The organism is Pseudomonas viciae, assembly GCF_004786035.1.
Taxonomy (GTDB): domain Bacteria; phylum Pseudomonadota; class Gammaproteobacteria; order Pseudomonadales; family Pseudomonadaceae; genus Aquipseudomonas; species Aquipseudomonas viciae.
Window position 1 is genome coordinate 2,953,538 of the sequence record NZ_CP035088.1, and the last position, 14,810, is coordinate 2,968,347.

Consider the following 14,810-nt stretch of genomic DNA (forward strand, 5'->3'; position numbering starts at 1 on the left):
TAGGAATTGATATAACTCATCCGGGACCGTCCGGCTCAGGCCCAATACCGCGCCACCACCGCTCGATAAATGCCGTGAAGCGAATATCCCCCCACCAGGATTTTTCCGTCAGCCTGCACTGCGACGCAGGTGGCGGTGTCCAGGCTGTAGCCCAGTCGCGTACGGACCCAGCCTTTGCCCTGGCCGAAATCCGGATCGAGGCTGGCATCCGGCAAATGCCGGGCGAGCACGAAATCGGCATCGATTCCGCCGATAGTGGCGCCGACGGTCACCAGTTTTCCGTCCGGTTGAACCTCGGCGGCAGTCCACTGGCTGGGATTGCGCCCAATTTTCAGAAGTCGACATTGGCCCTGGTTGCAGTGGCGGTCTGGCTTGCCATCCGGGCGCACTTTAAGGGACAGGCTATGCATCGGATCGCGGCTGCTGCCGAATGCCTGCAAATCACCGTTTTCATGTTGAACGATCTGGCTGACCATCACGCTGTGATCCTGGGCCATGATGGACATGAAGCCGCCGTCGCCGAAGCTATCATCCAGTTTGCCGCTGGGGTCATAGCGAGCTAACAAGCCTTGCTGGGGCAAGTCGATGGCGCCGCCAACCACAATGTTGCCGTCGGCCTGGAGCGCCAGGCAACCCAGCCAGGTGTTTTTCAATAAGCGCCGGACCATCACAAAACCGCGACCGTTGAACGAGGTATCCAGTGTGGCGTCCGGCAGGAGCCGGATCAGCACGCCGACATGGTCGGACAATTGGTAATGATGGTTGGCCAGCAGGAGAATTCGTCCATCGGCCTGCACTTGCATGTCGCAGGCTTCGAGGCCGGGAACGCCGGGTGGGAGCCAGGGATCGCGCAGGCCTTGGGAGAGATCGCCGCTGAGCCGGATGACCTGCCGTCCGGCGTTGCCGAAGCGTTGGACGAGGCGGCCCTGTTGATCGAACAGCGCCAGGGCGGGAAGGGTACGGTCGGCGTTTTCGTAGTGCAGGCCTGACAACAGGATATGTCCGTCGGGCAACTCAATCACTTTGCCAGCGGTCGCTTCGAAGTCGTGTTCAAAAGAGCCGATGATGCAGCCGCGGGTTCCGAAACCTGGATCGGTCGAACCGTCATGGTTGAGCCGCGCCAGTCCGAACCGGCTGCCGTGGGCGGTCTCGATCCTGGCCGCAACCAGGATCCGCCCGACGTGATCGATGGTCACCCCGGTGGTCAGGCTTGAAATACTATCGGTGAAATGAACCCAGGCTTTGCCAGTAGTGGCAAAGCCTGGGTCGAGTTGCCCGGCGTGAGCCGCAGCCGTCGGAAGCGCAAACGCGGATTGATCGAGCATGCATGCCTCTCCTTGCGCGTCGACCAGCCCGGAAGGGGCGCGACGACTGCATGAGGGCAACATTCAACCCCTGAACGTGACAGCGCACAACTGTCAGATTCTACAGATACAGGGGCGATTCGTGCCATAACAATGGCTTTACGACCCAGTACCTAGCCTGCAATCAATAATAGGCTTTAGCGACGTGTTATTCAGGCATGGACCAGGATTGCAGTGTGTAACCTTCCTCGCTCAATTCGGCACGGGCCTGTTTCAACAGGTTGGCCAGTTGGGCTGGGTCGGTATAAGCGCTGCTTGGGATCTGAGTGCGACCAATATGAGTATTGGTGCGGTCGATGACGGTCAGACTCAGTTCGCCGTTACCGTCTTGTGGAGCCCAGGCCACGCACTGGAAAGGACGGAATGCGCGGTCGGCAATCAAAAGAGCTTCGTTGATACGGAGCGGGGCGTTCATGGCATTTTCTCTTAAGTGTGCCCAATCAAATGATCTGCCGTCGGTTGGGCGTACCGTGCGGCGGGTTACTTGTACTGATGTCCGCAACAGGGGGGCAGGTCACACAATCTTTAAATAAATTTCGACTTTCTTTCAGACAAGGCTTTTAGGCTTTTGTTTGAAAGCTGCATGAAAGATTCAGACGTGGGCAACTAACGAAGGCTTGCTTATAACCGCTTTGTGGCGATTTCGATAATCAATTGATACAAGGGCGTGTCAACTTCTTGCTACTGTTACATGCAGGTTTGCCAAACGACTGTTTTTACTAATATTTCTTAATTTTGGCGCCAAGGATCAGTCATGATCGAAGCCATCACGTCGCGTCGTCTACTTGTGGTTGATCCTTGCGATGATTGTCATCGCCTGTTGCCAGGTCTGCGCAGCATCGGCTGGGACGTCGCCAGCTGTTCACTCGAACATGCTGGCGATCGCACCTGCGATGTCGGGCTTTTGCGCTTGCAGCCTTTTCACCTGGAGCGCCCGGAAGCGGTCAAGGAGTTGATCAGTCGCAGCGGTACCGAGTGGATCGCTGTGCTCAGCCAGGAAGTGCTGCGTTTACAAAATGTGGGTGATTTTGTCTGTGAGTGGTTTTTCGACTTCCATACCTTGCCATTTGATGTCTCCCGGGTTCAGGTGACACTGGGGCGGGCGTTTGGCATGGCGCGTCTGCGAGGGCAGGGTTCGGTTCACATTGATCAGCCCGAACATGAGCTACTGGGCGACAGCAAGCCCATACGCGAGCTGCGTAAGTTGTTGAGCAAACTGGCGCCCGCCGAGTCGCCGGTGTTGATTCGGGGTGAGAGCGGCACCGGCAAGGAACTGGTCGCACGCACGTTGCATTGCCAGTCTCACCGCCGCAATAAACCCTTCATCGCGATCAACTGCGGCGCCATTCCGGAGCACCTGATCCAGTCCGAGTTGTTCGGCCATGAGAAGGGGGCCTTCACGGGGGCTCACCAACGCAAGGTCGGGCGGATCGAGGCGGCCCATGGTGGCACGCTGTTCCTGGATGAAATTGGTGACTTGCCGTTGGAATTGCAGGCCAACCTGCTGCGTTTTCTGCAGGAGAAACACATTGAACGGGTCGGCGGCAGCCAGCCGATTGCGGTCGATGTGCGGGTCTTGGCGGCCACCCACGTCGACCTTGAGGCGGCCATTGAGCACAAGCGTTTTCGCGAGGATCTGTACTACCGCTTGAACGTGTTGCAGGTGGTGATGGCGCCGTTGCGTGAACGCCATGGCGACCTGGCGATGCTGGCCAGTCACTTTTCCCATTTCTATAGCCAGGAAACCGGCCGCCGGCCCCGTAGCTTCAGCGAAGATGCGCTGGTGGCGATGGGCATGCATGACTGGCCGGGCAATGTGCGGGAGCTGGCCAACCGTGTCCGTCGTGGGCTCGTGCTGGCGGAGGGGCGGCAGATCGAGGCCCGCGACCTTGGCCTGGCCAGCCATCAGGGTGTCGTTGCACCGATGGGCACCCTGGAGGATTACAAGACCCGCGCCGAGCGCCAGGCACTGAGCGATGTGCTCAACCGCCACAGCGATAACCTGAGCGTGGCGGCCAGGGTGCTGGGCGTGTCCCGGCCGACTTTCTATCGGTTGCTGCACAAGCATCAAATCCGTTAGAGCTTCCAACACAAAACCCCTTGTCGGAGCGGGCTTGCTCGCGAAGGCGGTATGTCAGTGAGATTGATTAATCTGACACCATGCCTTCGCGAGCAAGCTCGCTCCCACAAGGGATGCGCTTAAAGCAATTCTCTGCGCTAGAAGTAATACGGAAACTTCAGGCTAAAGGTGAAGTCCGGCGCGTCGTCGGTCAGCCCGATGGACAGGTTGGGCACGATGGTCAGGTTGTCGCTGGCCGCCACGGTCATGCCGATGTTGAAGTAGCCGGCGTTGGCGTCGCTGGAGACCACCGATTCCCAATCCCCGCCGTCCTGCTTGAGCTTGCTTTTCTTTTGTATGAGGTCAGAAACCGAGAACGACATGCTCATCTTCTCGTTCAAGGCAAAGGCGATGCCGGCGCCGATCTGGAAGCTGTCGCCGATCCGCACCTTGCCCGGGACCTTCTGGTTGACGGTTGAACTGATGTCGTCGAATGACTCTTCCAGGTTGTGGGTGTAGGACAGGGTGCCGAACAGCACGGCCGGGTCGAAGGTCTTGACCAGGGAGATCCCGGGGGTGATCGACCAGACGCCGTTGCCGGTGGGCAGGTCTTCAGGCACGAACAGGTTGGTGTTGGCCGGGGACTGGCGCAGCTTGATGCCGAACGGATCCTTGCCCGTTGGCGCCTTGACGCGCAGGGTAACCACTGCGTCCGGGGTGTTGATCGATTCGTCCATGAACTTGTAGGCGACGCCGAAGTTGACGTCGCCAATGGTGGGATCGCGCGTCACGGTTTCTTCGCTGGTGACGCTGCCTGCTCCTCCACTCGCACCCCCCGACTGATAGGTGGACTCGCGATAGACCACTGGCACGTTGAGGTCGAACTGCCAGCGATTGTCGAAGTTATAGCGACCGGTGAGGTCCAGCGTCCAGGTGTCGGCCTTGATCCGGTCCAGATTGATGTTGCCCAGGAAAATCGAATCCAGGGCCAGGAAGCCGTTGAGGATCAGTTGCCGCGTGTCGTAGCGTGAATAGGTCACGCCGGTTTCGAAGCTGAATTTACCGCCGCCAAAGAAGCCACTGGCTTCGTCATACAGGTTGGAGACACTTTGGGCCGGTTGCGAATCATCGGCCAGGGATTGCCCGTAGCCGCTGCCGCCGGCCGTGGCCCCGCTGCCAGCTGCGGTCTGGTTGCCTTTCATGTCGGCCGGGGATTTGGCCAGGCGCTTGGGCGGTGGGGCGGCGGGTTGGTCCTCCACTTGGCGAACCCGCTGTTCGAGCACCGCCAGGGCCTTTTGCTGGACCTCGTATCGTTGCTTGAGCTCGAGAAGTTCCTGTTTCAGGGCCTCGATGTCCGCGTCCGGTGCCGCTTGCAACACGGTCGCCGGGAACAACGTGCTTAAACACATGACAGCGCGCAACGATACGGATCGATACATGAAATATGCCGTCCTTATTTGCCCAATGGTCGCAGATCAGCGTAGCTCAATAACCGAGGTTACGAAGGCCGCGTAGTTGGGTCAGGTTGCAGTCCAGAGCCCCGGCACTGGGGCCATTATTGTTCAGCACCACATTGAGCTGCGTCATGTTGTTGACCAGGTTGCTGTTGCCCAGCAGGCGGGTGTTCTGCAGCAAGCCGCCTTGGGCCACTTGTTGCAGGGTGCTGCCCTGGTTGTGGTTGGCCTGGATAGCCATTTGCACACCGCTGCCGGTGGCAGTGACCGCGACGCTGCCGGCGGCGTTGCTGCCGCTGATGGTCTGGCCCTTGGTCAGCAACTGCCCTTGGGACGGTGCCAGTGCGGGCGCGTGGCTGCTCTCCTTCACGTTGATGGTGACGTTGTTGTAGGCGCTGTTGCCATCGCCGGCGGCGCGTACACTCTGGGTTACGCCCTGGCTGCTGCCCAGGCCGGCACCACCGGCGATCGTGCCGCTGCCCTGTTCCGGGGCGCTGCCGTTGCCGGTTTGCTGGATGGTCGAGACGTAGAATTGCGGTTTGACGGTGGCGGCCTGGATCTGCATGGAACTGCTGGCGCCGATCAGATCGCCGCTGGCGTTGCGCCAGGTACTGCTCATGACGATGCCGAAGCTGATGACGCGGCCGGGCATGACATAACGACCGCGTAGCTCGGCAAGCTCCTGGTCCTTGACTTCGATGGGTTTGAATCCGGCATGGGCATAGCCCGAGGCGGTCGCGGCCAGGCAGGCCAGCGACAGCCAGTGTGAAGTTTTCATGTGTTGCTCCCGGAGCTTCCTGCCCCTTTTGTACTTATTGGCGTTGGCAGTTTGTCGGCGATTAAAAGAAGTCGCTCTGTATGAAGCCGAAATCCATCAGTTCTGCATCCTTGACCGGGTTGAAACCGTCCAGCTTGTTACGTGCCGTCAGCGGTTGCGGAGGGCTGCGCAACGCATTGGTCTTGTCATAACCCGGACCGACGATGGCAAAGACGATGCCATTCCAGCCTTTGACGAACTCATCATGGCTGTAGCGCTTGTGCCCCAGCACCGGGTCGCCGATGTAGACCCATTGCTTATCGGCCCGCTGCAACACCACGAAGTGCTTGTAGCCGCGTATTTCCATCAGGACCACCACCGGAATCGTCACCGCTTCGATCTTCTCGGGCGGTATCCGGTAGCCCCGGGCGCGCATGCCGATGGCTTCCACGTAACGTTTCATGTCCAGCATGGAAAACCCTTGGGTGCGGACCAGGTCATGGTCGGCATTAATCAGCATGCCCTTGATGACGTGTTCTTCATCGACGTCAAGCCAATAGGCCTGGCGCAGCACCGTGGCCAGCGCGGCAGCACCGCAGCTGAAATCGGTTTTCTGCTCGACGATGTCGCTGAACTTGCGCTCGCGTACGCTTTGCACCTGTTTGAAGACCAGCATGCCGCCAGGCAGGGCGGCGACCGGCATTTGCGCAGCTTCAGCCACGCACGCCATGCAAAGCAGCAGGGAAAGGGCAGTGGCACGCATGATCAATACACCTGGTAGAAATCCTGGAAAAAAAAGCCCCCTGCGGGAGCGAGCCCGTGGGAGCAAAGCTTGCTTGCGATAGCGATTTTAAAGCCAGCAGAGGTGCCGTACGTGACGACCTCATCGCGAGCAAACGGTGCTCCCACAGAGCCACTACTCCCACAGTGGTACTTTTTACATGCAGGCTCTGCAGCCAGCGGCGATGGACAGCGAGTTGCTTTGCTGGTTGCCCACGCCCGCCGACACGTTGGCGCCGCCGTTACCGGAGAAGCCGTTCATGGAGTTGGTCATGGTGGCGTTGTTGATCACAGGGTTTTTCCAGCCGTCGCGGGTCAGCACTTGCTGAGTGTTGGTGCCGGACAGTTCGAAAGTGCCCACTGCGGAGAACTTGAACTTATCGTCATCGTGACCGCCGCCGTTGCCACCTCTGTTGCCCCATCCGCCATGGTCGTCATCTTCCACGGTGCCGGTGCCTTTGGCCTTGAAGGTGCCAGAAGCGGCGTAGGTGCTGGTGAGGGTGTCGGTTTTGTAGGTCCGCACGCCTTTGTTGTCGACCACAAGGCCGGTGGAGGACTGATTGGCCTCGGCAGAGGCCTGTGCGACACGGCCACCCGATACCGCGATGGCCAGGTTGTTTTTCTGTTGGTTGAAGTTACCGGCGGTCACGTTGATGCCGATGTTGCCGGAGCCGTTGTTGCCCGCATTGGTGAGCGAGGCGTTGTTGTGGGTCGAGTTGTTTTTTACATAGTTGTTGGTGTTGGTTTGCGTGGCACTGGAGGCGGCGACAGCCGAGCCGAAGATGAAGCTTTCGTCGGCAGTAGCCAGCGCTGCGGCGTTATCTTGTTGGTTTCCGTCGCCGGCGGCGATGTTCGCCCCCATGTTACCGTTGCTGCCATTGAGGGAGTCGGTGGCTTCGGCGGTGTTTTTGGTGCCCTGGTTGAGCACTTCGTTGCCGTCGCTGCTCTGCTCATCGATCACGGTAGCCATCGCGCTGGCATTGATGGAAAGTTGTTCTTCCCACGTTGGGCCCTTGGGACCATGGTCGCCATGACCATTGCCGTGCCCGTTGCCGTTACCGTTTCCACCGGCCTGTGCGGCCATTGCCATGACAGCGGCGAGAGCGAAAACCAATGGTTTGAGTGCCATTGTAGGTTTCATGGTGTTTCTCCTTGCGTGTCGTTGGTTAAGTGTCAGTACTTTCTTATGGGTGCTGTATCCGGGTCAGTCAGCGACCCGGATGCTCAGGGTGTTAGCCATGCGGTTCCCCACCCCGGCACTCTGGTTCACCTGGATGACCCCACGGCTGCCGGTGAATGCCTGGTCGCTGGTGGCGACCTGGCGACTGCCGGTTGGGGTGCCAGTTGCTCCTGAGTTCGGTAGCAACGCCACGTTCTGTTGAGAAAGGGCGCTGTCGTCAATGCTCTGCGGATGGGCACTGATGCCCACTCGCATGACATTGGCCATCTGGTTGTTGGCCCCGGCGGACTGGTTGACGCCCAGTACCCCGTTACCGTTGGTGAATGAGTTGCCGCCGATGTGGGCGGTTGCGTTCATGGACGGGTTGGCTGGCGTGTCCAGGCGTTGGTGTACGCGGGTGGTGGCCTGGGCATGGGTGCCAATGGCGATGGCCCGGGTGTTGGTTTGCTGGGTCTGGTCGCCGGCCGCCTGGTTGACGTTGAAGTTGCCGGTGTACTGGCTGCCGGAATCCTGCAGGGTGGCGCTACTGACCACCGCCACGCCTGGATCGGCGAGCGCAATGGAGGTGCCGAGCAGGGTAAGCAGAAACAAGACAGGCTTCATGTCACTGGCCTCCCGCCAGCCGACCCAATGGGGCCAGTCCGGAACTCAGCGAGCGGTTGATGGTGCCGGAGATCGCGCCTCCGCTGCCGCCACCATGACCGGCACTCATGCCGGGCATGCCGTTGGGATTGGTGACGACATTCAGGCCCTGCACGCCGGTGTTCGGGTTGATGGTGTTGCGGATCGAAGAGCCGCTGGCAACGCTGGCGAACTCGCCATCACTGAGTTCAGTGCTGGTGATCGCCTGATTGATTCGGTCGGATGGGTTGGCGTTGACGGTGGTCGGGTAGGGGTCTTTGCCACCGTAGCGACCAATGTGCACGGGTTGCACGTCACGGTTGAGCACAATGACGCCGTTGCCCTCGGCCTGTACCGGTAGGCTGAGTGTCGCGCCGGCGGCGCAGCCGATCACCAGCAGGCAGGTCAAACTTCTTTTGAAAGTCCCCACGGCATCGATTCCTTCTTCGGTGGGCTGGCCCTAGTCAGCGTTGGGAAGAAGAGGAGCATGTGTTGTGCCGGGTTTTGGAAGGACTGTTAATTCAATGAGTTAGGTTTTTTTTGCATGGACTGCAGAGCGGATCTGTTTCATCCGTGAGACAGCCCTGATGGGCGTTAATGGCCGTGCGCTATCGCTTGGCTCTGGATCCAGGCAGTGCAGTGAGGTGTTTCAAGAAACTGACAGTGACGATGACAATTGTGTGAAAGGGCCCTGGGGCAGGGGTTGACGCACATGGAAGTGTTTCAGGCATGGAACAAATGTGGCTGTCACCCCCGTCACAGGGGTCAGGCGTCGAGCAGCCGGGTAACGGCTGCGAACACCCGCTCCCGACGTTGCACCCAATCACCTTCGATTACTTGGAAAGGCTGCTGGTGCCGGACCAGCCAATGCTCGATCGCGTCGAAGAAGCGCAGGCGCTCTGCCAGGTCAGGCTGGCAGCGCAGGCCGTCACCGATCCATTCGACCTGCTCGGGGCTCAACAGCAGGTGCAAGTCGTAATGGCGCGCGAGCAAGGCCGGCTCGAGCCAGGCTGGGCAGTCATCGAACAGGGTCTGGCTCCAGAGGATATTGCTCAACAGATGGGTGTCGAGGATCAGCAACCTCGGCAGCCGGGCACGAGCCATGTCCTCCCAGGCCAATTGGCCGGTGGCGATGTCGGTGATGTCGCCCAGGCAGGTATCGCGCAGGTGCTGTTCCATGAAATGGCGAACGTATTCATCCACCCGCAAACCGCCGAAATGCGTCTGCAACTGCGCCGCCAGCCAGCTCTTGCCGCTGGATTCCGGGCCGGTCAGAACCACCACCTTCATGCGCGCAGGGCCGGATCGGCGCGCCATTCCCGCCAGCCTTGGATCGCCAACAGGGTGAACAGGGCGTAGAGCGCGGCGGTGAGGTGCAGGTCCTTGTAGACGAACAGGCCAACGAAGATGACGTCCAGGGCGATCCACAGGGGCCAGCATTGCACGCGCTTCTGCGCCATCCACCACTGGGCCACGAGGCTGAAACCGGTGAGCGCCGCGTCGAGCCAGGGCTGGGCGGCGTCGGTCCAATGCGCCATGGCGGCGCCCAGCATCAAGCTGCCTGCGGCACCGATGGCCAACCCGAGCAGCACCGATGGCCCACCCAGGCGCGTCACCTGCCGGCCATCATGATGCTGCCCGGCGCGGGTCCATTGCCACCAGCCATAGAGTTGCAGCACGGCGTAGATCACCTGCAGCAACATGTCCGAGTACAACTTCACCTCGAAGAAAATCCAGCTGTACAGCAACACCATGACCAGGCCGATCGGCCAGCACCAGGGGTTCTGCTTGACGGTCAGCCAGACAGCAATCACGCCGAGGGCTGCGGCAAACAGTTCAAGCCCGGACATGGCGATTCCTTGGGGAAGAGGGAGAGGGCGGGGATTGTAAACGTTATGGCGTGGGCAGCTCCAATATCAATGCTGGCTGTGCCGACGCTATTGCGAGCAGGCTCGCTTCCACAAGGGATTTGCGGTGAGGACGAAACCTGGGCTCAGTACACCCCCCTCTGTGGGAGCGAGCTTGCTCGCGATAGCGGTGGCTCAGCTTGCATCAGTGCTGAATGTGCCGCCGTCATCGCGAGCAAGCTCGCTCCCACAAAGAGTCCATCAATCCTTAGACCCGGAACTGTGTGAGCAACCCGTTCAATTGTTCACTCAGTGCCTTGAGCCGCGTGCTCGCCAGGCTCGACTGTTCGGCCGCCACGGCCGTGCTGTGGGACAGTCCGGCCGCCTGGGTGACGTTCTGGTTGATGTCTTCCACGACATGGGCCTGCTGCAGGGTGGCACTGGCGATGGAGGCGTTCAGGCTGTTGAGGTTGCGCAGGGCCTGGCCGATAGCGTTAAGGCTGGCACCCGCCAGGCCGGCCTGTTCGATGGTCAGTTGGGAGGCGCGGCTGCTGTCGCTGATGACTTTTACCGCGGCCTCGGAATGGTTTTGCAGACGTTCGATCATCGCCTGGATTTCAGCGGTGGACTTTTGCGTACGCTGTGCCAGCAACCGTACTTCATCGGCCACCACCGCAAAACCACGGCCTTGCTCACCGGCGCGGGCGGCTTCGATGGCGGCGTTGAGGGCCAACAGGTTGGTCTGCTCGGCAATGGAACGGATCACTTCCAGCACGCTGCCAATCTGGGTGCTTTCGCTCGCCAGGGTGCGAATCACTTCCACCGCCTGGTCGATGGTCTGGGAGAGGCGGTCGATCTGCTGCAAGCTGCCATCGATATTGACCTGGCCTTGCTGGGCCTGGGATTCGGCGTCGCGCATCTCACTGGCGGCGTGCTCGGCGTTCTTCGCCACGTCCTGCACGCCATAGGTCACTTCGTTGATCGCGGTGGCCACCAGTTCCATTTGTTGCGACTGCTGCTGGCTGCGCTCCTGGGCCTGGGCGGCATCGTTGCCCAACTCGTTGGAGGATTGCCCCAGCGCGCTGGCCGAGGCTTGCAACTGGGTCACCACTTGCCGCAGCTTGGCGGTAAAGGCGTTGAAGTGCCGCGCCAGTTGCGTGACTTCGTCCTGGCCGTGGGTGTCGAGGGTGCGGGTCAAGTCGCTTTCGCCGCTGGCGATGTTGGCCATGGCGTTGACCGTTTCCTGCAGCGGTCGGACGATGCTGCGCACGATCAGGGTCAATAACAGCCCCATGAGCAACGTGATTGCCAGGCCGATCAACGAGGCTTTGATCAGTTGGGACTGGAACTCGGCTTCCACGTCATCCACGTACACGCCCGAACCGATGATCCAGCCCCAGGGCTCGAACAGCTTGACGTAGGAAGTCTTCGCCACCGGCGCCTCGGCACCCGGTTTCGGCCAGAGGTAGTTGATCATGCCGGCGCCCTTGGCCTTGGCGATGGCGACCATCTCGTTGAACAGCGCATAACCGTTCGGATCGCGGATCGCCGAGAGATTCTGGCCTTCAAGTTTCGGGTTGGTCGGGTGCATGACCATGACCGGTGTCAGGTCGTTGATCCAGAAATAGTCAGTTTCGTTGTAGCGCAGGCCGCGCACGGCGCTCAGGGCCTGCTTTTGCGCAGCGTCGCGGGTCAGGGTGCCGGCGGTTTCCAACCCATGGTAGTAGGTCAGCACGCCACTGGCGGTCTGCACCACATGCTGGGTCTTCTGCACCTTGGCCTGATAGAGGTCGGTGTGGATCTGTTTCAACATGAACGCGCCCAACGTGAATAACATCACGATGGCTACGACCAATATGAGCCACAAGCGTCGGCTGATCGACACACTGCGCAAGCTATTCATACGCTGTCACTCCGTTTTTATTCTTGTCATAACGACGGCCGGCACTTTAGCGCCCGCCAGGTACGCGTGATTGACCTGGGTCATAACGCGGCAGCGTTATCAGGGCTTGTCTGATAGGATTTCGGCCCCGCAGCGCAAAACCTGAGCCTGTCCTGATTTTTTCATTGGTTTTTTTGAGAAATCGCAGTCACCGTGCGCCTGCTGTTTGCACCTGCATATTGCTTAAAATTTTTATGAGACCTGCGCAAGCATAGTCTTTTGGGGGATGAATGGATTTGTGGACCGCCTTTTCGGCACTGATTCTTGGCGTGGTAGAAGGCTTGACGGAGTTCCTGCCGATTTCCAGTACGGGGCACCAGATCATTGTCGCCGACTTGCTCGAGTTCGGCGGCGAGCGCTCGATGGCGTTCAATATCATTATCCAGCTGGGCGCGATCCTCGCGGTGGTCTGGGAGTTTCGGCGCAAGATCTTCGACGTGGTATTCGGTTTGCCAACGCAACCCGGCGCCCGCCGGTTTACCGCCAATCTGCTGATCGCCTTCCTGCCCGCCGTGGTGCTGGGCGTGCTGTTTGCCGACCTGATCCACGAATACCTGTTCAATCCGATCACGGTGGCCGCTGCGCTGGTATTGGGTGGCTTGGTGATGCTCTGGGCCGAAAAGCGCCAGCACCAGGTGCACGCCGAAACGGTGGATGAGATCACGTGGAAGGACGCCCTGAAGGTCGGCCTGGCCCAGTGCATTGCGATGATTCCCGGCACCTCCCGTTCGGGGGCGACCATCATCGGTGGGCTGCTGTTCGGCCTGTCGCGCAAGACTGCGACCGAGTTCTCGTTCTTCCTGGCGATGCCGACCATGGTCGGTGCGGCTGTCTATTCGGGCTATAAATACCGCGAGCTGTTCGTTCCGGCGGATTTCCCGGTGTTTGCCATCGGTTTCGTCACCGCATTCATTTTCGCGATGATCGCGGTCAAGGGCCTGCTGCGCTTCATCGCCAGTCACAGTTACGCGGTGTTCGCCTGGTACCGGATCGCGTTCGGCCTGTTGATCCTGGCGACCTGGCAATTCGGCTGGGTGGACTGGACGGCTGCCCGGCCATGAACGATCCAGGCACCCGCAAACGCGTGGCGCGCAATACCGACGGCGCCGTGCAGAACCTGCGGCTCAAGTTGATAGTGTTTGTCCTGCTGTGTGCCTTGCCGTTGTTCGGGTCGCTGCTGCTCGGACTGCGGTCGGTGTCCTGGGTGCCGATGGTGGCCTATGGCGTCGTCAGCCTGCTGGCGTTTCTGCTGTACTGGAGCGACAAGCGCAAGGCTCGCATTGACGCCTGGCGCACCCCGGAGAACGTGCTGCATGCGGTGGAGCTGGCCGGTGGTTGGCCCGGGGCACTGCTGGCCCAGCAGGTGTTTCGCCACAAGACCCGAAAGGTGTCGTTTCAGGTGGTGTTCTGGTTCATCGTGCTGTTGCACCAAGTGTTCTGGATCGACCAGTTGTTCCTGGGGCGCCTGCTGACGTTGCTCTAGAGCAGCAACCCGACCTGGGTGCGCTTGGGCAATTTGCTGACCACCAATTGGTGAGAGCGTTGCAGCAGGCCTCGCAGTTCATCGGCACCCAGCGGGTAGGGCACCTGCATGATGATCCACTGGGCCCGCGCCAGGTAAGGCGCGGGATGAATGCCCGGGCGGTCGCAATGACCGAGGAACAGATCCTTGTCGACCTTGAACGCCAGCGAATCGCTGCGCAGGCCCTGGAGAGCGAACATCTTGTTCCCGGCGATGGAGAACACCCGCACGCCGCCCCATTTGTAGTCTTCGCGGGCACCGGGCAAGCCCAGGCAAAACCGTGCGACATCTTCTTCGCTCAAGCTCATATCTTTCGTTCTCCACAGCTCTCAAACGCTTCTACCAGATGGTCGATCCAGGCGCGCACCGCCGGCAGCACGCCGCGTCGATGGGGATAGACCGCCAGGAGCCAGCCATCCGGCAATGACCATTGCGGCAACAATTCCACCAGTGTGCCGTCGTGCAAATCCTGCTCGCAATACATACTCGGCAATAAGGTAAAACCCAGGCCATCGACGGCGCAGGCGCGGCGCACGACGAAGTCCTCGATGCCTAGCCGCGCCTCCAGGGCCAGTTCGACGCTCTGCCCATCGGCTTTACGCAAACGCATATGCACCAGGCGATCGGCCTCCAATGCCCCTAGCACCGGCAGTTGCTTGAGATCTTCCGGGGTGTCGATTCGCCGCCCTTCGACAAGCGCCGGGCTGGCGACCAGGATCAGTTGCGCCTGGCGCAGGCGCCGGGTCACCAGCAACGGGTCTTCGTCGCCCAGGTCGCGCACCCGCAGCGCCACATCGAAGCCTTCGCTTACCAGGTCCACGCGGCGATTCATCAGGCTCATTTCCAGTTGCACCTGAGGAAATTTCGTCAGGAACGTGCCAATCACCTGCGGCAGCATCTGGTGGGCCAGGCCCACCGGGCTCGAGACCCGCAGACGCCCGCGGGGCTCGCTGGACATGCTTGCCACTGCTTCGTCGGCCATCTCGGCCTCCAACAGCATGGCCTGGCAATGGCGCAGATAACGCTCGCCCACGGCGGTCAGTTTCAACTGACGGGTGGTGCGCTGCAGCAGACGGGCGCCGAGGCGCTCTTCCAACTCGGCGATACGCCGCGACAGCCGTGATTTGGGAATGCCCAACACACGCCCGGCGGCCGCGAAACCGCCGGCTTCGACGACTTTAGCGAAGTAGTACAGATCATTGAGATCTTGCATATCGAACTCGATTGTCCTGTCAGTAGAACGAACTATCGCATTTTTGTTGGCTTATCGACCATTGGTTTCAT

16 protein-coding genes are annotated in these 14,810 nt (G+C 60.2%); 3 read left to right on the forward strand and 13 right to left on the reverse strand.

Annotated features, from left to right (window positions below; all coding sequences use genetic code 11):
- Positions 1 to 35 precede the first annotated feature (35 nt).
- Together EPZ47_RS13470 and EPZ47_RS13475 are read right to left on the reverse strand one after the other, a co-directional pair.
- Positions 36 to 1,325 carry an NHL repeat-containing protein gene (locus tag EPZ47_RS13470; RefSeq protein WP_135845224.1) on the reverse strand — a complete coding sequence of 430 codons (1,290 nt, stop codon included), beginning with the start codon at positions 1,323 to 1,325 and terminating at the stop codon, positions 36 to 38.
- Positions 1,326 to 1,512: 187 nt separating this feature from the next.
- The gene (locus tag EPZ47_RS13475; protein ID WP_135845225.1) at positions 1,513 to 1,779 is read right to left on the reverse strand and encodes a hypothetical protein; all 267 of its coding nucleotides are present in this window, start codon (positions 1,777 to 1,779) and stop codon (positions 1,513 to 1,515) included.
- A gap of 339 nt (positions 1,780 to 2,118) precedes the next feature.
- Between EPZ47_RS13475 and EPZ47_RS13480 the strand changes: the two genes are divergently transcribed.
- Positions 2,119 to 3,444, forward strand: a complete 1,326-nt coding sequence (locus EPZ47_RS13480) for a sigma-54 dependent transcriptional regulator (RefSeq protein WP_135845226.1) — start codon at positions 2,119 to 2,121, stop codon at positions 3,442 to 3,444.
- Positions 3,445 to 3,581: 137 nt separating this feature from the next.
- Here EPZ47_RS13480 and EPZ47_RS13485 read toward each other — a convergent pair whose 3' ends face one another.
- The 9 genes from EPZ47_RS13485 to EPZ47_RS13530 all read right to left on the reverse strand — a co-directional run bounded on the left by EPZ47_RS13485 (position 3,582) and on the right by EPZ47_RS13530 (position 11,965).
- The gene (locus tag EPZ47_RS13485; RefSeq protein ID WP_135845227.1) at positions 3,582 to 4,862 is read right to left on the reverse strand and encodes a transporter; all 1,281 of its coding nucleotides are present in this window, start codon (positions 4,860 to 4,862) and stop codon (positions 3,582 to 3,584) included.
- A 46-nt stretch (positions 4,863 to 4,908) separates the two neighbouring features.
- Complete coding sequence (locus tag EPZ47_RS13490; protein WP_135845228.1) at positions 4,909 to 5,655, reverse strand: hypothetical protein; 747 nt, start codon at positions 5,653 to 5,655, stop codon at positions 4,909 to 4,911.
- A 61-nt stretch (positions 5,656 to 5,716) separates the two neighbouring features.
- Complete coding sequence (locus EPZ47_RS13495; protein ID WP_135845229.1) at positions 5,717 to 6,397, reverse strand: C39 family peptidase; 681 nt, start codon at positions 6,395 to 6,397, stop codon at positions 5,717 to 5,719.
- 174 nt (positions 6,398 to 6,571) lie between these two features.
- A complete protein-coding gene (locus EPZ47_RS13500; protein WP_135845230.1) occupies positions 6,572 to 7,555 on the reverse strand; it encodes a heme utilization protein in 984 nt (327 codons plus the stop codon).
- A 63-nt stretch (positions 7,556 to 7,618) separates the two neighbouring features.
- Positions 7,619 to 8,197, reverse strand: coding sequence for an adhesin (locus tag EPZ47_RS13505; RefSeq protein ID WP_135845231.1), 579 nt, complete (start codon positions 8,195 to 8,197; stop codon positions 7,619 to 7,621).
- Between the two features lies 1 nt (position 8,198).
- Positions 8,199 to 8,645: a hypothetical protein gene (locus EPZ47_RS13510; protein WP_135845232.1), complete on the reverse strand. Its 447-nt coding sequence runs from the start codon at positions 8,643 to 8,645 to the stop codon at positions 8,199 to 8,201.
- 335 nt (positions 8,646 to 8,980) lie between these two features.
- A complete protein-coding gene (locus EPZ47_RS13515) occupies positions 8,981 to 9,505 on the reverse strand; it encodes an AAA family ATPase (protein ID WP_135847985.1) in 525 nt (174 codons plus the stop codon).
- Positions 9,502 to 10,065: a nicotinamide riboside transporter PnuC gene (gene pnuC, locus EPZ47_RS13520; protein WP_135845233.1), complete on the reverse strand. Its 564-nt coding sequence runs from the start codon at positions 10,063 to 10,065 to the stop codon at positions 9,502 to 9,504. The genes EPZ47_RS13515 and pnuC overlap by 4 nt, the downstream gene beginning before the upstream one ends.
- Positions 10,066 to 10,330: 265 nt before the next feature.
- Positions 10,331 to 11,965, reverse strand: coding sequence for a methyl-accepting chemotaxis protein (locus EPZ47_RS13530; RefSeq protein ID WP_135845235.1), 1,635 nt, complete (start codon positions 11,963 to 11,965; stop codon positions 10,331 to 10,333).
- A gap of 269 nt (positions 11,966 to 12,234) precedes the next feature.
- Here EPZ47_RS13530 and EPZ47_RS13535 point away from each other — a divergent pair, with 269 nt between their 5' ends.
- Both EPZ47_RS13535 and EPZ47_RS13540 read left to right on the forward strand, forming a co-directional pair.
- Positions 12,235 to 13,065 (forward strand): undecaprenyl-diphosphate phosphatase, encoded by an 831-nt coding sequence (locus EPZ47_RS13535; protein WP_135845236.1) that lies wholly within the window; start codon positions 12,235 to 12,237, stop codon positions 13,063 to 13,065.
- Entirely contained in the window at positions 13,062 to 13,487 is a 426-nt protein-coding gene (locus EPZ47_RS13540; RefSeq protein WP_135845237.1) for a DUF1294 domain-containing protein, read from the forward strand. The genes EPZ47_RS13535 and EPZ47_RS13540 overlap by 4 nt, the downstream gene beginning before the upstream one ends.
- On the opposite strand, the gene EPZ47_RS13545 is transcribed toward EPZ47_RS13540, so the two are convergent.
- Both EPZ47_RS13545 and EPZ47_RS13550 read right to left on the reverse strand, forming a co-directional pair.
- Positions 13,484 to 13,834 (reverse strand): MmcQ/YjbR family DNA-binding protein, encoded by a 351-nt coding sequence (locus EPZ47_RS13545; RefSeq protein WP_135845238.1) that lies wholly within the window; start codon positions 13,832 to 13,834, stop codon positions 13,484 to 13,486. The genes EPZ47_RS13540 and EPZ47_RS13545 overlap by 4 nt on opposite strands.
- Positions 13,831 to 14,739 (reverse strand): LysR substrate-binding domain-containing protein, encoded by a 909-nt coding sequence (locus EPZ47_RS13550; RefSeq protein ID WP_135845239.1) that lies wholly within the window; start codon positions 14,737 to 14,739, stop codon positions 13,831 to 13,833. Before EPZ47_RS13550 ends, EPZ47_RS13545 begins: the two co-directional genes overlap by 4 nt.
- Positions 14,740 to 14,810: the final 71 nt, after the last annotated feature.